The following is a 17,738-nucleotide window of genomic DNA, read 5'->3' as shown; positions in this document are numbered from 1 at the left end:
CGATGTTACTTGCGCTTCATCGAAAGGAAGAATTCGTCGTTGGTCTTGGTCGTTTTCAGCTTGTCGACCAGGAACTCGATGGCCGCCACTTCGTCCATCGGATGCAGCAGCTTGCGCAGGATCCACATACGCTGCAGTTCGTCGTCGGCGGTCAGCAACTCTTCACGGCGAGTGCCGGACTTGTTGATATTGATGGCCGGGAATACACGTTTCTCGGCGATGCGACGGTCCAGAGGCAGTTCCATGTTGCCGGTACCCTTGAACTCTTCGTAGATCACTTCGTCCATCTTCGAGCCGGTTTCAACCAGCGCGGTGGCGATAATGGTCAGCGAGCCGCCTTCTTCGATGTTACGCGCAGCACCGAAGAAACGCTTCGGCTTCTCCAGGGCGTGGGCATCGACACCACCGGTCAGCACCTTGCCGGAGCTCGGGATCACGGTGTTGTAGGCACGGGCCAGACGGGTGATGGAGTCGAGCAGGATCACCACGTCCTTCTTGTGTTCGACCAGGCGCTTGGCCTTCTCGATCACCATTTCAGCAACCTGCACGTGACGGGTCGGCGGCTCGTCGAAGGTCGAGGCAACCACTTCGCCGCGCACGGTGCGCTGCATTTCGGTCACTTCTTCCGGACGTTCGTCGATCAACAGCACGATCAGGTGAACTTCAGGGTTGTTACGGGCGATGTTCGCTGCAATGTTCTGCAGCATGATCGTTTTACCGGCTTTCGGCGGAGCAACGATCAGACCACGCTGGCCTTTGCCGATCGGGGCGCACAGGTCGATCACTCGACCGGTCAGGTCTTCGGTGGAACCGTTACCGGCTTCCATCTTCATGCGCACGTTCGGGAACAGCGGGGTCAGGTTCTCGAAGAGAATCTTGTTCTTCGCGTTCTCAGGACGATCGAAGTTGATCGTGTCGACCTTGAGCAGGGCGAAATAACGCTCGCCTTCCTTCGGCGGCCGGATCTTGCCAACGATGGTGTCACCGGTGCGCAGGTTGAAACGGCGGATCTGGCTCGGCGAGACGTAGATGTCGTCAGGGCCGGCGAGGTAGGAAGCGTCAGCGGAGCGCAGGAAGCCGAAGCCGTCCTGGAGAATCTCCAGCACGCCATCACCGGAGATTTCCTCACCGCTTTTAGCGTGCTTTTTCAGCAGGGAGAAAATCACGTCCTGCTTGCGCGAACGGGCCATATTTTCTATGCCCATCTGTTCGGCCAATTCGAGCAGTTCGGTAATCGGCTTTTGCTTGAGTTCAGTCAGATTCATATAGGAATGACGTAATCATTTATGGAGGGGGGGAAATTAAGCTTTTGGCTTAATGAGGCCGCGCCGCGGAGAAGGCGACAGGATCGCGTACTTGTTCGAAAAGGAGTGCGTCGGCGACGGCTAGCAGGGGGCAGTGGAGAAACCAGTGCGGGGCCGAATGTATCACCTGAGTTTCGGAGCGTCTAGCCCTGAATACGCAAAAAGCCCCGCGATTTGCGGGGCTTTTTGAGGACAGTCTTTACCGCGACGCTTAGATGTTGGCGTCGAGGAAAGCAGCCAGTTGCGACTTCGACAGAGCGCCGACCTTGGTCGCTTCCACGTTGCCGTTCTTGAACAGCATCAGGGTCGGAATACCACGTACGCCGTGCTTGGCCGGGGTTTCCTGGTTTTCGTCGATGTTCAGTTTGGCAACGGTCAGCTTGCCTTTGTAAGTCTCTGCAATCTCGTCCAGAACCGGAGCGATCATTTTGCAAGGGCCGCACCATTCAGCCCAGTAGTCGACCAGGACAGCGCCTTCGGCCTTGAGTACGTCGGCTTCGAAGCTAGCGTCGCTAACGTGTTTGATCAGATCGCTGCTCATGGAATTCTCCAGGTTGTAAGCAAAAAAACGTGGCCCATCATAGCCGCCCTTCCCTTGTTCAGGAAGCCGCAGATGATTGAGTCTTGCTATGGCACTCGATGAGTTTGGGTATAGCTCAAGTCACGCGCCGGCGGGGGCAATGAAGGAAATTCCGGTGCGCAGCGCTGCGTTGCGCACGTGCTCCTGCATGGCTTTCTGGGCGGCTGCGGAGGCCCGGCGGGCCAGGGCGCGGAGGATCTTGCGGTGTTCCTGCCAGGTTTCCATGGCCCGTTCGGCGCGGATGAACGGTAGTTTCTGGCTCTCCAGAAAGATCTCGGCGCTGGCGGTGAGGATGCTCAGCATGGCCTGATTGCCGCTGGCCCGCAGGATCCGCTGGTGGAATTCGAAGTCCAGTTTCGCCGCCGCCTCGAAGTCGCCGGCACGCAGTTGCTCACGCATGGCGGCGACATTGTCCTCCAGTTCGTCCAGATCGAACGTGCTCAGCGTCACCGCCGCCAGCCCGGCCGCGAACCCTTCCAGCGCATAGCGCAACTGGAAGATCTCCAGCGGCGAGGCCTGGGCTGCGAACGGCCAGGCCGGCGCGCCCTCCCCGCGTGGCAGCTCCACCGGCGACTGCACGAATACGCCCTTGCCCGGCTGGATGCTGACAACGCCCAGCGCACTCAAGGACGACAACGCCTCGCGCAGCGACGCCCGGCTGACCCCCAGCTGCACCGCCAGATCCCGTTGCGAGGGCAGCGCATCGCCGGGGCCGAAGCCCTGCTCGGTAATCAGTTTACGGATCGCTTGCAGCGCCACTTCGGGTACGGCGCGGGAGATCGAGTTCATGGTTTTCCAGACGGACCAGGCCAAGGTGCGGCCAGTTGTAAAGCTATTCGAGGCATCAGGCAAGTCGTGCCCCAGCGGGGTTCGACGGTGCGCATGGATGCGCTATCGCAGTGCGAAACCCGACCTGACTGTTCAGACCAGTAAGACCGAACAAACCCGCTAAACCCGTGGCTTTGCGGGACCAGATTGCTGGCTTGGCACGGCCCGTGCTCTGTCCGATCGCAGATTTCACTTCCCGCCGATCCGGAGATTGTCCATGACGAAGCGTTACAGCGCCCTCCTCGCCGCCCTGTTTGCCGGTCTGATGCTGAGCCAGGCCCCCGCCCATGCCGACGGTCTGGACGACGTGGTCAAACGCGGCACCCTCAAAGTCGCCGTGCCTCAGGACTTCCCGCCCTTCGGCTCGGTCGGCCCGGACATGAAGCCGCGCGGCCTCGATATCGACACCGCGAAACTGCTGGCCGACCAGCTCAAGGTCAAACTCGAACTGACCCCGGTCAACAGCACCAACCGCATCCCGTTCCTCACCACCGGCAAGGTCGATCTGGTGATTTCCAGCCTCGGCAAGAATCCCGAGCGCGAGAAGGTCATCGACTTTTCCCGTGCCTACGCGCCGTTCTACCTCGCCGTGTTCGGCCCGCCGGATGCAGTGGTCAGCACTTTGGACGATCTCAAGGGCAAGACCATCAGCGTCACCCGTGGCGCCATCGAAGACATCGAACTGACCAAGGTCGCCCCCGAAGGCGTGACCATCAAACGCTTCGAAGACAACAACTCGACCATCGCCGCCTACCTCGCAGGCCAGGTCGATCTGATCGCCAGCGGCAACGTGGTGATGGTCGCAATCAGCGAAAAGAGCCCGAAACGCGTGCCCGCGCTGAAAGTGAAGCTCAAGGATTCGCCGGTCTACGTCGGCGTGAACAAGAACGAGCCGGCGCTGCTGGGCAAGGTCAACGAGATCCTGGCCAGCGCCAAGGCTGACGGCGCGCTGGAAAAGAACGCGCAGACCTGGCTCAAAGAGCCGCTGCCGGCCGACCTCTGACCGGCGACGCGGGAGACTTTCATGGCCTATCAGTTCGATTTTTTGCCGGTGATGGAAAACACCGACCTGCTGTTGCGCGGGGCGCTGTTCACCCTTGAGCTGACGGCCATTGGCGCGCTGTTTGGCGTAGGCGTGGGCATCGTCGGGGCGCTGGTGCGGGCGTGGAACATCCGCCCGTTCTCGGCGATTTTCGGCGTGTATGTGGAGCTGATCCGCAACACGCCGTTCCTGGTGCAACTGTTCTTCATCTTCTTCGGCCTGCCGTCCCTCGGCGTGCAGATTTCCGAGTGGCAGGCGGCGGTGCTGGCGATGGTGATCAACCTCGGTGCGTACTCGACCGAGATCATCCGCGCCGGCATACAGGCGATCCCGCGCGGGCAACTGGAAGCCGCGGCAGCACTGGCGATGAGCCGTTTCGAAGCGTTCCGGCACGTGGTGCTGCTGCCGGCACTGGGCAAGGTCTGGCCGGCCCTGAGCAGCCAGATCATCATCGTCATGCTCGGCTCGGCAGTGTGTTCGCAGATCGCCACCGAGGAATTGAGCTTCGCCGCCAACTTCATTCAGTCGCGCAACTTCCGCGCCTTTGAAACCTACGCCCTGACCACCCTCATTTATCTGTGCATGGCGCTGCTGATCCGTCAGTTGCTGAACTGGCTCGGCCGGCGCTACCTGTCGAAAAGCAGCGCAAGGTGCAGCCAATGAGCGACTTCACGTTCTGGGACATCCTGCGCAACCTGCTCACCGGCCTGCAGTGGACGCTGGCGCTGTCATTGGTGGCGTTCATCGGCGGCGGGATCGTCGGGTTGCTGATCCTGATCATGCGCATCTCGAAAAACCCGCTACCCAGCAGCATCGCCCGCACCTGGATCGAACTGTTCCAGGGCACGCCGCTGTTGATGCAGCTGTTTCTGGTGTTTTTCGGCGTGGCGCTGGCCGGGGTCGAGATTTCGCCGTGGATGGCGGCGGCGATTGCTCTGACGCTGTTTACCAGCGCCTATCTGGCGGAGATCTGGCGCGGTTGCGTCGAGGCGATTCCCAATGGCCAGTGGGAGGCTTCGTCGAGCCTGGCGCTCAATCCGCTGGAGCAACTGCGCTACGTGATCCTGCCGCAAGCGCTGCGCATCGCCGTGGCGCCGACCGTGGGCTTCTCGGTGCAGGTGGTCAAAGGCACCGCCGTGACCTCGATCATCGGCTTCACCGAATTGACCAAGACCGGCGGCATGCTCGCCAACGCCACCTTCGAACCGTTCATGGTCTACGGCCTCGTTGCCGCTGGCTATTTCCTGCTCTGCTACCCCCTGTCCCTCAGTGCGCGCTACCTGGAAAGGAGACTGCATGCCTCTGCTTAGAATTTCCGCCCTGCATAAATACTACGGCGATCACCACGTACTCAAAGGCATCGACCTGAGCGTCGAGGAAGGTCAGGTGGTGGCGATCATCGGCCGCAGCGGCTCGGGCAAATCCACCCTGCTGCGCACCCTCAATGGCCTTGAGTCGATCAACGACGGCGTGATCGAAGTCGACGGCGAATACCTCGACGCCGCCCGCGCCGACCTGCGCAGCCTGCGGCAGAAAGTCGGGATGGTATTTCAGCAGTTCAACCTGTTCCCGCACCTGACGGTGGGCGAAAACGTGATGCTCGCGCCGCAAGTGGTGCAGAAAGTGCCCAAGGCCAGGGCGCAAGAACTGGCGCGGCAGATGCTGGAGCGCGTCGGCCTGGGTGAAAAATTCGATGCGTTCCCGGATCGGCTTTCCGGGGGCCAGCAACAGCGCGTGGCGATTGCCCGGGCGCTGGCAATGTCGCCCAAGGTGCTGCTGTGCGACGAGATCACCTCGGCGCTGGACCCGGAACTGGTCAACGAAGTGCTCAGCGTGGTCCGCCAGCTCGCGAAGGAAGGCATGACCCTGATCATGGTCACCCACGAAATGCGCTTCGCCCGGGAGGTCGGGGACAAACTGGTGTTCATGCATCAGGGCAAGGTGCATGAGGTGGGCGACCCGAAGGTGCTGTTTGCCGATCCGCAGACGCCGGAGCTGGCGAACTTCATCGGAACCGCAGAAGCCACAGGCTGAAAGCAGGCCATCAGTGCGCTAAATCAAGGGTTTGAACCATGCGCGTTGGCGGCAGCCTTTGATCGTGGCACGATGTCAGGGTTATCGACCGAGACCCCCAGACCATGCCGCAATCCCAAGCCAAGAATCTGTCCCTGATCGCTGCGATCGACCTGGGCTCCAACAGCTTCCACATGGTCGTGGCCAAGGCCCAGAACGGCGAAATCCGTATTCTCGAACGTCTCGGGGAGAAGGTTCAGCTGGCCGCCGGCATCGACGATGAGCGCCATCTCAACGAAGAATCCATGCAGCGCGGGCTCGATTGCCTGAAGCGTTTTGCCCAACTGATCAACGGTATGCCGCTGGGCGCCGTGCGGATCGTCGGCACCAACGCCCTGCGCGAAGCGCGCAACCGCCTGGAGTTCATCCACCGCGCCGAAGAAATCCTCGGGCACCCGGTGGAAGTCATCTCCGGCCGTGAAGAGGCGCGCCTGATCTACCTCGGCGTGTCCCACACCCTCGCCGATACCCCGGGCAAACGTCTGGTCGCCGACATCGGCGGCGGCAGTACCGAATTCATCATCGGGCAGCGTTTCGAGCCGCTGCTGCGCGAAAGCCTGCAAATGGGCTGCGTGAGTTTCACCCAGCGCTACTTCAAGGACGGCAAGATCACCCCGGCCCGCTACGCCCAGGCCTACACGGCGGCGCGGCTGGAAATCATGAGCATCGAGCACGCCCTGCACCGCCTGACCTGGGATGAAGCCATCGGCTCCTCGGGCACCATCCGCGCTATCGGCCTGGCGCTGAAGGCCGGCGGACATGGCACTGGCGAAGTGAACGCCGAAGGTCTGGCGTGGCTCAAGCGTCGCCTGTTCAAGCTCGGCGACGTCGACAAGATCGACTTCGAAGGCATCAAGCCTGACCGTCGTGCGATCTTCCCGGCCGGTCTGGCGATCCTCGAAGCGATCTTCGACGCCCTCGAACTGCAACGCATGGATCACTGCGAAGGTGCGCTGCGTGAAGGCGTTCTTTACGACCTGCTCGGCCGTCATCATCACGAAGATGTGCGTGAGCGCACCCTGACCTCGCTGATGGAGCGCTACCACGTCGACCTGGAACAGGCCGCACGGGTCGAGCGCAAAGCCCTGCATGCCTTCGACCAAGTTGCCGTGGACTGGGAGCTGGACGACGGCATCTGGCGCGAACTGCTGGGCTGGGCGGCGAAAGTGCACGAAGTCGGGCTCGACATCGCTCACTACCACTACCACAAGCATGGCGCCTACCTGATCGAGCACTCGGACCTCGCCGGGTTCTCCCGCGAAGACCAGCAAATGCTCGCCTTGCTGGTGCGCGGCCACCGCCGCAACATTCCCAAGGACAAGTTCGCCGAGTTCGGCGAGGACGGCGACAAGCTGATCCGCCTGTGTGTGCTGCTGCGCTTCGCGATCCTGTTCCACCACATTCGCGGCACCCAGACCATGCCGCAGGTCGCGTTGCACGCCAATGGCGACAACCTCGACGTGGAATTCCCGGAGAACTGGCTGGATGAAAACCAGCTGACCCAGGCGGATTTCGCGCTTGAGGCCGAGTGGCTGACGCGGGTGGGCGTTGTCCTGACCGTGCACTGAGTCAAAGGCAGGCACAAAAAAGGCGATCCGGATGGATCGCCTTTTTTTATTGCCTTGAGACCTGCGGTCAACTGCTCACCGGCAGAATCGGGCTGCCCAACCGCTCCAGCAGCGTCGCCTGCGCACTGCGCGGGTTCTGGTTGCCGGTCGGCGTGTTGCGGATGTAGCGGCCGTCCGACTGCAGGCTCCAGCTGTGGGTGTTGTCGGTCAGGTACAGCTCCAGCTCTTTCTTGACCCGGGTCAGCAGCTTCTTGCCTTCCACCGGGAAGCAAGTCTCGACGCGCTTGTCGAGGTTGCGCTCCATCCAGTCGGCGCTGGAGAGGAACATCTGCTCCTCGCCACCGTTGAGGAAGTAGAACACCCGGGTGTGTTCAAGGAAGCGACCGATGATCGAGCGCACGTGAATGTTGTGCGAAACCCCGGCGATGCCTGGACGCAGGCAGCACATGCCGCGCACCACCAGGTCGATGCGCACGCCGGACTGGCTGGCCTTGTACAGCGCGCGGATGATCTTCGGATCGGTCAGCGAGTTGAACTTGGCGATGATGTGCGCCGGTTTGCCGTCGAGCGCGAATTGCGTCTCGCGGGTGATCATGTCGAGCATGCCCTTCTTCAGGGTGAACGGCGCGTGCAGCAGCTTCTTCATGCGCAGCGTCTTGCCCATGCCGATCAACTGGCTGAACAGTTTGCCGACGTCTTCGCACAAGGCGTCGTCGGAGGTCAGCAGGCTGTAGTCGGTGTACAGACGGGCGTTGCCGGCGTGGTAGTTACCGGTGCCGAGGTGCGCGTAACGCACGATCTCGCCGGCTTCGCGACGCAGGATCAGCATCATCTTGGCGTGGGTCTTGAAGCCGACCACGCCGTAGATCACCACCGCACCGGCCGCCTGCAGTCGGCTGGCCAGTTGCAGGTTGGATTCTTCGTCGAAGCGCGCCCGCAGCTCGATGACCGCCGTCACTTCCTTGCCGTTACGCGCGGCGTCCACCAGCGCATCGACGATTTCCGAGTTGGCGCCGGAGCGGTACAGGGTCTGGCGCACGGCCAGAACGTGCGGGTCTTTCGCGGCCTGACGCAGCAGGTCGACCACCGGGGTGAACGACTCGAACGGGTGCAGCAGCAGGATGTCCTGTTTGCTGACGACGCTGAAAATGTTCTCGCTGTTCTGCAGCAGTTTCGGGATCTGCGGGGTGAACGGCGTGTATTGCAGCTCCGGATGACTGTCCAGACCGGTGATGCTGAACAGACGCGTCAGGTTGACCGGGCCGTTGACCTGATACAGCTCGGTCTCGCTCAGGTTGAACTGCTTGAGCAGGTAGTCCGACAGGTGTTTCGGGCAGGTGTCGGCGACTTCCAGGCGCACGGCGTCACCGTAACGACGGGAGAACAACTCGCCACGCAGGGCGCGGGCCAGGTCTTCGACGTCTTCGGAGTCGAGCGCAAGGTCGGCGTTCCGGGTCAGGCGGAACTGGTAGCAGCCTTTTACCTTCATGCCCTGGAACAGGTCATCGGCGTGAGCGTGGATCATTGACGACAGGAACACATAGTTGTCGCCAGGGCCGCCGACTTCTTCCGGCACCTTGATGATCCGTGGCAGCAGACGCGGCGCCGGGATGATCGCCAGACCGGAGTCGCGACCAAAGGCGTCGATGCCTTCGAGCTCGACGATGAAGTTCAGGCTCTTGTTCACCAGCAACGGAAACGGGTGCGTCGGGTCGAGGCCGATCGGGGTGATGATCGGCGCGATCTCGTCGCGGAAGTAACGGCGCACCCAGGTCTTGAGCTTGGTGGTCCAGTAACGGCGACGGATGAAGCGCACCTGATGCTTTTCCAGCTCCGGCAGCAGGATGTCGTTGAGGATCGCGTACTGGCGGTCTACATGACCGTGCACCAGTTCGCTGATGCGGGCCAGGGCCTGATGCGGTTGCAGGCCGTCGGCGCCGGCCTGTTCACGGGCGAAGGTGATCTGCTTCTTGAGGCCGGCGACGCGGATCTCGAAGAATTCGTCGAGGTTGCTGGAGAAGATCAGCAGGAACTTCAGCCGCTCCAGCAACGGGTAGGACTCGTCCAGCGCCTGTTCCAGCACGCGGATGTTGAACTGCAGTTGCGACAATTCCCGGTGGATATACAGGCTGCTGTCATCCAGGCCGGGAATCGCGATCGCCGGGGCCGCCGCAGCGGGCTCTGCCGCCTGCGCGGGTGGCGCAGGCTCCAGTTCCGGCGGGGTTTCGGTAATCTGCTCGACCACGGGTTGAGCTTCTTTTACGGCAACTTCAGTGAGTCCTTCGGTATTCATCGAATGTTCCTGGGAGGGCTATTTCTGCTCTCGTAACAATTGAGCGGCACGGACAGCAAAGTAAGTCAGGATGCCATCAGCGCCGGCACGTTTAAAGGCGGTCAGGGATTCGAGGATCACGCCTTCGCTCAACCAGCCATTCTGGATCGCCGCCATGTGCATGGCGTATTCGCCGCTAACCTGATAGACGAACGTCGGCACTTTGAAGGCATCTTTTACCCGGAACAAAATATCCAGATAAGGCATGCCGGGTTTGACCATGACCATGTCCGCGCCTTCAGACAAGTCCGCGCCCACTTCGTGCAACGCTTCGTCGCTGTTGGCCGGGTCCATCTGGTAGGAAGCCTTGTTCGCCTTGCCCAGGTTCGCGGCCGAACCTACGGCATCGCGGAACGGACCGTAATAGGCACTGGCGTACTTGGCCGAGTAAGCCATGATCCGCACGTTGACGTGACCGGCCAGCTCCAGCGCCTCGCGAATCGCCTGGATGCGACCGTCCATCATGTCCGACGGGGCCACCACCTGGGCGCCAGCGGCGGCGTGGGACAACGCCTGTTTGACCAGTGCATCGACGGTGATGTCGTTCTGCACGTAGCCTTCTTCGTCGAGAATGCCGTCCTGACCATGAGTGGTGAACGGATCAAGGGCGACATCAGTGATCACCCCCAGCTCCGGGAAGCGGTCACGCAGGGCACGGGTGGCGCGCTGGGCGATGCCTTCGGGATTCCACGCTTCGGCGGCATCAAGGGATTTGAGTTCAGGTGGCGTGACCGGAAACAGCGCCAGCGCCGGAATCCCCAGCTCGACCCATTTCGCCGCTTCTTCAAGCAGCAGGTCGATGGTCAGGCGCTCGACACCCGGCATCGAAGCCACGGCTTCGCGGCGGTTTTCACCGTCGAGCACGAACACCGGCAGGATCAGGTCATCGACCGTCAACACGTTCTCACGCACCAGCCGCCGGGAAAAATCATCACGGCGATTGCGACGCAGGCGGGTGGCAGGGAACAGGCGGTTGGCTGGGGTAAAGCTCACGGCAGACTCCTGAGCCCGCGCAGACGGGCGAGTGTGGCAGTTATAAGCGGCCATTATGACGGTCGTATTACAGTTATGTGCACCCCTGTGACATGTAGCCGCAATCCATTGTCGTTGTAGGAAATGTTAACGTCGAGACACATTTCGACACTTTCCTGAATGTGTCCGAAGGGTTAGGCTGCGCGTTCATTTCGCCAGCACCCAGACAATGCTCCAACAATTTCTGCATGACTTCGGCTACTTTGCCCTGTTTCTCGGCACGTTCTTCGAAGGCGAAACCATCCTGGTGCTCGCGGGCTTCCTCGCGTTCCGTGGTTACATGGACATCAACCTGGTGGTGGTCGTGGCGTTCTTCGGCAGCTATGCCGGCGATCAGCTGTGGTACTTCCTGGGCCGCAAGCACGGGCGCAAGTTGCTGGCGCGCAAACCGCGCTGGCAAATGATGGGCGACCGCGCGCTGGAGCATATCCGCAAGCACCCGGACATCTGGGTCCTGAGCTTCCGCTTCGTTTACGGCCTGCGCACGGTGATGCCGGTGGCGATCGGCCTGTCGGGCTACCCGCCGGGACGCTATCTGCTGTTGAACGGCATTGGTGCGGCGATCTGGGCCGCCGCCCTGGCTGCCGCTGCATACCACTTCGGTGCGGTGCTTGAAGGCATGCTGGGCAGCATCAAGAAATATGAACTGTGGGTGCTCGGTGCGCTGCTGGTGCTGGGCGTCGGCCTGTGGCTGCGCCGCCGGTTCAAGAATGCCCGGCTGGCCAAGAAGGTCTACGAGGACGAGCAGGCCGAGCAACTGGCCAAGGCCGAACGGCACAAAGCCGAACAGGCCAAATCCGCCGAACCTAAGACGCCAGCCGAGTAAACCGCTGGCGGCAGTAATACAGCCCGATGCCACTGAGCAGGCTGTAACCGAGCAGGCCGGCCCAGACCTCGGGGCTGGCCGGCCATAGCCCGACCTGCGGCGCCAGCCACACCAGCGGCAGATTCGCCGCCAGCCGCAGCAACTCCAGCCTCAACGCCCACGGGCGATTCTCCAGGGCCACGCCCAACACAAACAAACCGAACGCCACCGCGCCCCAGCCCAGCACCAGAGCGCCGGTCGACAGGCTGCGCTCCAGATTCATCAGGTAACTGCCCAGCGCCACATACACGCCGAATTGCAGCAGCACGTACCACTGCTGTCGGGCGCCCAACGGCACTTCGAATTTGCGGAACCGGCTCAAGTCCGGCTTGTGCATCGGGTACTTCGCCGCCACGTCCGCCGGGCGCCATCCGGTACGCATGAACCAGATCCGCAGCTTGTCCCGTTTGCTCCCGGCGCGCCGCGCGTCGTCCCACAGCTGCGCGTAAAACTGCACATTGGCCCACAGCGGATTCCAGCTCGCCAGCGGTGTGGTCACGCCGAAAATCACCGGTTCGTTGTCGTCCTCTTCCTGGAACGAGCCGAACAGACGATCCCAAATAATGAACACCCCGCCGTAGTTGCGATCCATGTAGAGAGCGTTCTGTGCATGGTGAGCCCGATGATTGGACGGCGTGACGAAGATCCATTCGAACCAGCCGAGCTTGGGAATGTGCTTTGTATGCACCCAGAACTGATACAGCAGGTTCATCGCTGCGACACTGACGAACACCAGCAGCGGCACGCCAAGCACGGCCATCGGCAGGTAAAAGATCCAGCCCAGCAGAAACCCGGTACTGGTCTGGCGCAAGGCGGTGGACAGGTTGTAGTCCTCGCTCTGGTGATGCACCGAATGAGCGGCCCAGAGAATGTTCCGCTCGTGCCCCATGCGGTGCAGCCAGTAGTAGCAGAAGTCGTAGAGGACAAAAGCGAAGACCCACGTCCAGACACTGCCCCCCGGCAACCTGAGCAGCGCCAGATGCTCCAGGGCAAACCCATAGGTCACCAGCCCCACGCCTTTGGTCAGCAGGCCGGTGGTGGTCGACAACACCCCGGTGCTGATGCTGTTCACCGCATCGGCCAGGCGATAGTTGCTCACCCCGCGCCAACGGTCGGCGATCAGCTCGGCCGCGATCAATACGAAGAAAAACGGCACCGCATACAGAATGAAGTTCATGACGCGCCCTGATCGAGATCCGTGTGCACAGATCCTAGGTGTAGCCACGACCTGGCCCTATGGCAACGAACGACAAATTAGTGGACATTTAGCGCCATGAATCTGGAGAGAAACCCATGAGCAAAAAAGTTGCAGTGATCCTGTCCGGTTGCGGCGTGTACGACGGCGCCGAGATCCACGAAAGTGTCATCACCCTGTTGCGCCTCGATCAGCGCGGCGCCCAGGTGCAGTGTTTCGCCCCGGACATCGCGCAATTGCATGTGATCAACCACCTCACCGGCAAAGAGATGCCCGAGTCGCGCAACGTGCTGGTGGAGTCGGCGCGCATCGCCCGGGGCAACGTCAAGGATGTCCGTGAAGCCGATGTCGATGATTTCGATGCGCTGATCGTGCCCGGTGGTTTTGGTGCAGCGAAGAACCTGTCGAACTTCGCCGTCGACGGCGCTGGCTGCTGCGTTCAGCCGGACGTGCTGGCGCTGACCGAGGCGTTTGCCGAAGCGGGCAAACCGGTGGGCCTGATGTGCATTTCGCCGGCACTGGCCGCCAAGATCTACGGCCCGGGCGTGACCTGCACCATCGGCAATGACGCGGAGACGGCCAAGGCCATCGGCAAGATGGGCGCCACCCACGAAGACTGCGCCGTGACCGACATCATCGAAGACAAGGCGCGCAAACTGGTGACCACCCCGGCCTACATGCTGGCGCAGTCGATCAGTGAAGCGGCTTCGGGGATCAACAAGCTGGTGGATCGCGTGCTTGAGCTGACCCACGAAAACGACGCCTGATTGGCGATAGCGATCGTTCCCACGCTCTGCGTGGGAACGATCAAAGACTCAGGACTGGCGCGCCAGCCGCGTCAGGATCCGGTCCAGAGCATTGGCGAACGCCTGCTTCTCCCGGTCACCGAACGGCGCCGGGCCGCCGCTGACCTGGCCCTGCTCGCGCAGATCGGTGAACAGGTTGCGTGTCGCCAGCCGTTCACCCATGTTCTGCGCGTCGAACTCCTTGCCTCGCGGGTCCAGCGCTGCCACGCCCTTCTTCACCAGCCGGTCGGCCAGCGGGATATCGCTGCAGATCACCAGTTCGCCCGGCACCGCGTGCTCCACCAGATAATCATCCGCCGCATCCGGACCGCTCGGCACCACGATCAGCTTGACGATCGCCAGCGCCGGTTTGCTTTGCGGCTGCCCCGCCACCAGCACCACCTCGAAGCGGCGCTTGAGGGCGAACTTGACCACCAACTCCTTGGCCATCTTCGGGCAGGCGTCGGCATCGATCCATACGCGCATCATCTCAGGCCGCCACTCGGCGCTTTTCCGCCACCCGGCTGCGGCCGTACAGCACGATAATCGCCGCTATCGCCACGGCCTGCGCCGCCAGCGAGTAGGCGTCGGCATGAATCCCCAGCCATTCGAAATCGAAGAACGCCACCGGCCGGGTGCCGAAGATCCCGGCTTCCTGCAACGCCTTCACACCATGACCGGCAAACACCACCGACAGCGCGCACAGCAGCCCCGCATTGATGCTGAAGAACAGCGCCAGCGGCAGTTTCGCCGAGCCGCGCAGGATCACCCACGCCAGACCGAACAGCAGCACCAGCGCCGTCGCACCACCGGCCAGTACCGCGTCATGTCCGGCAGGACCGGCCTGCAGCCACAGTGTTTCGTAGAACAGGATCACTTCGAACAGCTCGCGGTACACCGAGAAGAACGCCAGGATCGCGAAGCCGAAACGCCCGCCGCCACCGACCAGGCTCTGCTTGATGTAATCCTGCCAGGCTGCCGCGTGGCGACGGTCGTGCATCCACACCCCGAGCCACAGCACCATGACACTGGCGAACAGCGCCGTGGCGCCTTCCAGCAGTTCGCGTTGGGAACCGCTGACATCGATCACGTACGCCGCCAGCGCCCAGGTACCGAGACCGGCCAACAGCGCCAGGCCCCAGCCGACATTGACGCTGCGCACCGCCGATTGCTGGCCGGTATTGCGCAGGAACGCGAGGATCGCCGCCAGCACCAGAATCGCTTCCAGGCCTTCGCGCAGCAGAATCAGCAGCCCGGAGATGTAGCTCAGCGACCAGCTCAGACCGTCGCTGCCCAGCAAATCGGCGGACTCCTTGAGCTTGGCCTTGGCCGCGTCGAGACGCTGCTCGGCCTGCTCCGCCGACAAGCCGTCCTGCAGCGATTGCCGGTAGGCCATCAGGGATTTTTCGGTGTCCTTGCGCACATTGGCGTCGACGTTATCCAGCGAACTTTCAACCAGTTCGAAGCCTTCCAGATAGGCGGCGACGGACAAGTCATACGCCTGATCACGCTCGCCGGCGCGGTAGGCGGCAAGGCTCTTGTCCAGAGTCGCGGCGGTGTAGTCGAGCAACTGCGCCGGGCCACGCTTGACCTGCGGTGGTTGTGCCCGTTGTGCGCGGAAAGTCGCGGCGGCGGCCGGGCCTTCGGCGGCCTGCACTTCGGCCGGCGTCTGACGGGCGAGGTCGGCGATGTTGTAGGTCTTTTCGGATTTGGCCGTGGCCGGGTCGGCACTGAACTGGGCGATGTAGGTCGCCAGGTCCCAGCGCTGACGGTCGTCCAGTTGATCGGCGAAGGCCGGCATGTCGGTGCCTTCGACGCCCTGGCCGAGGGTGTTGTAGATCGCGTAGAGGCTCAGATGATCCAGACGCCTGGCATCACGCAGGTTGGCCGGCGCGGGCTCCATACCGACACCCGCAGGGCCATCGCCGGCGCCGTTGGCGCCATGACACACCGAACAGTGCTGGGTATAGAGCGGCGCACCACGGGTCGGGTCCGGGGTGATGATCGGCGCCTGGCTGACCTCATAGGCCACCGCCAGTTTCGCCCCCAGTTGCCGGGCCTGACGGGCGACGTCCGCGCCGTCCTGCTTCGCGGTGATGGCAGCCAGCAGGGCGTCGATGCCCTGCTCCAGGCCGGCCTTCTCCGGTTTGGCCGGCATGCCGGCAATCAAGCCCTGCAGCGCCCGGGTGAACTCCAGTTGTTCACGGTATTCGGCATCGTCGATGACCTTGCCTGCCTCTACCGTTGGCGGGTAATCGGCGCTGATGTAATCGAGCAGGTGCAGCGCTTGCGGCGCGCCTTCCACGGTATCGGCCAGCAGATTGAAGCTGCTCAGGGCAAACAACGGGAACACCAGCCAGGCCAGGAATCGGGACGAGGCAGTCATGAAGGGGTCTCAATTGGAAATGCGAAGTAACACATTGTTCACGTCGGGGGAGCCCGACTCAAGCTTTCTCATTGGACGCACCGGAATTATGCGCATTGTGCTGCAGCACATAGCCATCACTCGCCTCTATACTGCGTCGCCTTTCGTCCCTTTCGATTAAGGAAAATCTCGTGGTCATGCGCCATTGCCTGCTGTTCCCCTTGCTGTTGAGCGCGGTCCTGCAACTGAGCGGTTGCGGGGCCTACCGCAATTACGACCTGGAACTGGAACAGACAACCGATCAGTTGAAAGCGGGCAACACCGACGGTGCGCTGGCCCTGATCGAGGCGCATAACCCGGATGAAGAAAAAGACCTGCTGTATTACTTCGAAAAAGGTGCAGTGCTCAGCGCCGCCGGCGAGTTGCCACAGAGTCAGGTCGCCTGGCGCAACGCCGAACAGATGGTGATCCAGCGCCAGGACGCCATTGAAACCACTGGCGACAAGCTGCTTTCCGCCCTGGGCAATCAATGGGGCAGCATCATCAACGACAAGATTCGTCGCTACGATGGCTATGACTATGAGAAGGTCATGCTGACCACGCAAATGGCCCTGAATCAGTTGGCCGTGAATGACTTCGATGGCGCTCGTGCGGACATCAAGAAGACCCACGAGCGCGAAACACTGATCGCCCGGCAGCGAGAGCTCGAATACGAGCGTGTTGAAAACGCCGCCAAGGACCAGGGCGCCCGTGTGCATTACAAGGACCTGCAAGGTTACCCGGTGGTCATGCTGGACTCGCCGGCGGTCATCGCCCTGAAGAACGGCTATCAAAGTGCGTTCAGCCACTATCTGGCCGGCTTCACTTATGAAGCCCTGGGCGAAAAGGATCTGGCGGCCCCGGGTTATCGTCAGGCCATTGAACTGCGTCCTGACATGCCGTTCTTCCAACAGGCCTTGCGTGACCTCGACAGCCCCGGGCTCAAGGCCGGCGAAAGCGACGTGCTGATCATCGTGCAAAGCGGGCTGGCACCGGCTCGCAGCTCGGTGCGCGTGCCATATCCGGTGAAGCTTGAAGACGGTCAGGTAATCGTCGCCAATGTGTCGTTTCCGGTGATGGTGCCCGACACCTCCACCCAGCCCTTCAATCAGATAAACCTCGATGGCCGCCAAAAGAAGCTGATCACGGTCAACAACATCACCGACATGTCCCTGCGCACCCTGCGTGACGACATGCCCGGGATCATTCAGCGCACCACCTATCGAGCGTTCCTCGCCGCAGACGTCCAGGGCACCGACAATCGGCGCAACCCGGCGAAGGCGTCGTACGTGACCCATTACGATGGATTCGAGCACGCAGACACCCGTACGTGGCGCACCCTGCCCAACCTCACTCAAGTGTTGCGCCTGCGTCTGAAGAAAGGCGAACACTCGATCAGCCTGCCAACCGCACCCGGTGTCGCACCGCTGAAAATCCGCATCGATCAGGATCGCCAGATCATCGGCCTGCGTGCCCTGGGCGACCGAATCTATGCCAACGGCAGTGCTTTCCAGGCGCCCGTTTCAGTGGAAAGCCGCGTGGTATCCGGCCTGAAATAAGTAATGGCATCTAACTAACCAGTGCAATTAAAAAGCTATTACATAGCCAGCATCGCCCGCTTATAATGCCGCGCCCTCGTTATCGCGACGCGGCATTAAAGCTCCTCTGTTTATGAGGAATTGGCAGGAGGCCAGCGCCACTGCCGATCGGTCCCAGCAGCCCGACCCGCA

16 protein-coding genes are annotated in these 17,738 nt (G+C 61.9%); 8 read left to right on the top strand and 8 right to left on the bottom strand.

Annotated elements, in window-relative coordinates:
- Positions 1-5: 5 nt before the first annotated feature.
- From rho to M5B44_RS16395, 3 genes are all read right to left on the bottom strand, one after another.
- Complete coding sequence (gene rho / locus M5B44_RS16405; protein ID WP_007951825.1) at positions 6-1,265, bottom strand: transcription termination factor Rho; 1,260 nt, start codon at positions 1,263-1,265, stop codon at positions 6-8.
- A gap of 250 nt (positions 1,266-1,515) precedes the next feature.
- The gene (gene trxA, locus M5B44_RS16400) at positions 1,516-1,845 is read right to left on the bottom strand and encodes a thioredoxin TrxA (RefSeq protein WP_003206727.1); all 330 of its coding nucleotides are present in this window, start codon (positions 1,843-1,845) and stop codon (positions 1,516-1,518) included.
- Between the two features lie 120 nt (positions 1,846-1,965).
- Complete coding sequence (locus tag M5B44_RS16395; RefSeq protein WP_248739872.1) at positions 1,966-2,673, bottom strand: FadR/GntR family transcriptional regulator; 708 nt, start codon at positions 2,671-2,673, stop codon at positions 1,966-1,968.
- A 256-nt stretch (positions 2,674-2,929) separates the two neighbouring features.
- Here M5B44_RS16395 and M5B44_RS16390 point away from each other — a divergent pair, with 256 nt between their 5' ends.
- The 5 genes from M5B44_RS16390 to ppx all read left to right on the top strand — a co-directional run bounded on the left by M5B44_RS16390 (position 2,930) and on the right by ppx (position 7,395).
- The gene (locus M5B44_RS16390) at positions 2,930-3,715 is read left to right on the top strand and encodes a transporter substrate-binding domain-containing protein (RefSeq protein ID WP_248739871.1); all 786 of its coding nucleotides are present in this window, start codon (positions 2,930-2,932) and stop codon (positions 3,713-3,715) included.
- A gap of 21 nt (positions 3,716-3,736) precedes the next feature.
- On the top strand, positions 3,737-4,417 hold the full coding sequence (locus M5B44_RS16385; protein ID WP_248739870.1) for an amino acid ABC transporter permease: 681 nt from the start codon (positions 3,737-3,739) through the stop codon (positions 4,415-4,417).
- Positions 4,414-5,064, top strand: a complete 651-nt coding sequence (locus tag M5B44_RS16380; RefSeq protein ID WP_085606037.1) for an amino acid ABC transporter permease — start codon at positions 4,414-4,416, stop codon at positions 5,062-5,064. Before M5B44_RS16385 ends, M5B44_RS16380 begins: the two co-directional genes overlap by 4 nt.
- The gene (locus tag M5B44_RS16375; RefSeq protein ID WP_248739869.1) at positions 5,051-5,788 is read left to right on the top strand and encodes an amino acid ABC transporter ATP-binding protein; all 738 of its coding nucleotides are present in this window, start codon (positions 5,051-5,053) and stop codon (positions 5,786-5,788) included. The genes M5B44_RS16380 and M5B44_RS16375 overlap by 14 nt, the downstream gene beginning before the upstream one ends.
- Before the next feature lie 104 nt (positions 5,789-5,892).
- Positions 5,893-7,395 (top strand): exopolyphosphatase, encoded by a 1,503-nt coding sequence (gene ppx, locus M5B44_RS16370; protein WP_248739868.1) that lies wholly within the window; start codon positions 5,893-5,895, stop codon positions 7,393-7,395.
- A 67-nt stretch (positions 7,396-7,462) separates the two neighbouring features.
- On the opposite strand, the gene ppk1 is transcribed toward ppx, so the two are convergent.
- Together ppk1 and hemB are read right to left on the bottom strand one after the other, a co-directional pair.
- The gene (gene ppk1, locus M5B44_RS16365) at positions 7,463-9,688 is read right to left on the bottom strand and encodes a polyphosphate kinase 1 (protein WP_085708954.1); all 2,226 of its coding nucleotides are present in this window, start codon (positions 9,686-9,688) and stop codon (positions 7,463-7,465) included.
- An 18-nt stretch (positions 9,689-9,706) separates the two neighbouring features.
- Positions 9,707-10,720: a porphobilinogen synthase gene (gene hemB / locus M5B44_RS16360; RefSeq protein ID WP_007951836.1), complete on the bottom strand. Its 1,014-nt coding sequence runs from the start codon at positions 10,718-10,720 to the stop codon at positions 9,707-9,709.
- A 208-nt stretch (positions 10,721-10,928) separates the two neighbouring features.
- Between hemB and M5B44_RS16355 the strand changes: the two genes are divergently transcribed.
- Entirely contained in the window at positions 10,929-11,585 is a 657-nt protein-coding gene (locus M5B44_RS16355; protein WP_085708953.1) for a DedA family protein, read from the top strand.
- Here M5B44_RS16355 and M5B44_RS16350 read toward each other — a convergent pair.
- Positions 11,566-12,801: a sterol desaturase family protein gene (locus tag M5B44_RS16350; RefSeq protein WP_248739867.1), complete on the bottom strand. Its 1,236-nt coding sequence runs from the start codon at positions 12,799-12,801 to the stop codon at positions 11,566-11,568. The two genes, M5B44_RS16355 and M5B44_RS16350, sit on opposite strands and share 20 nt — an antisense overlap.
- 116 nt (positions 12,802-12,917) lie before the next feature.
- Here M5B44_RS16350 and elbB point away from each other — a divergent pair, with 116 nt between their 5' ends.
- Positions 12,918-13,586, top strand: coding sequence for an isoprenoid biosynthesis glyoxalase ElbB (gene elbB, locus M5B44_RS16345; RefSeq protein ID WP_085731453.1), 669 nt, complete (start codon positions 12,918-12,920; stop codon positions 13,584-13,586).
- 48 nt (positions 13,587-13,634) lie between these two features.
- Here the strand turns inward: elbB and M5B44_RS16340 are convergent, their stop codons facing one another.
- Together M5B44_RS16340 and M5B44_RS16335 are read right to left on the bottom strand one after the other, a co-directional pair.
- The gene (locus M5B44_RS16340) at positions 13,635-14,090 is read right to left on the bottom strand and encodes a YaiI/YqxD family protein (RefSeq protein WP_085746828.1); all 456 of its coding nucleotides are present in this window, start codon (positions 14,088-14,090) and stop codon (positions 13,635-13,637) included.
- A gap of 4 nt (positions 14,091-14,094) precedes the next feature.
- On the bottom strand, positions 14,095-15,990 hold the full coding sequence (locus M5B44_RS16335; protein ID WP_248739866.1) for an FTR1 family protein: 1,896 nt from the start codon (positions 15,988-15,990) through the stop codon (positions 14,095-14,097).
- 176 nt (positions 15,991-16,166) lie between these two features.
- Here M5B44_RS16335 and M5B44_RS16330 point away from each other — a divergent pair, with 176 nt between their 5' ends.
- Positions 16,167-17,567, top strand: a complete 1,401-nt coding sequence (locus tag M5B44_RS16330; protein ID WP_248740066.1) for a COG3014 family protein — start codon at positions 16,167-16,169, stop codon at positions 17,565-17,567.
- Positions 17,568-17,738 lie beyond the last annotated feature (171 nt).

Source organism: Pseudomonas sp. MWU12-2029 (assembly GCF_023242425.1).
GTDB classification, from domain to species: domain Bacteria; phylum Pseudomonadota; class Gammaproteobacteria; order Pseudomonadales; family Pseudomonadaceae; genus Aquipseudomonas; species Aquipseudomonas kribbensis.
This window is presented reverse-complemented; position numbering and strand designations above follow the sequence as displayed.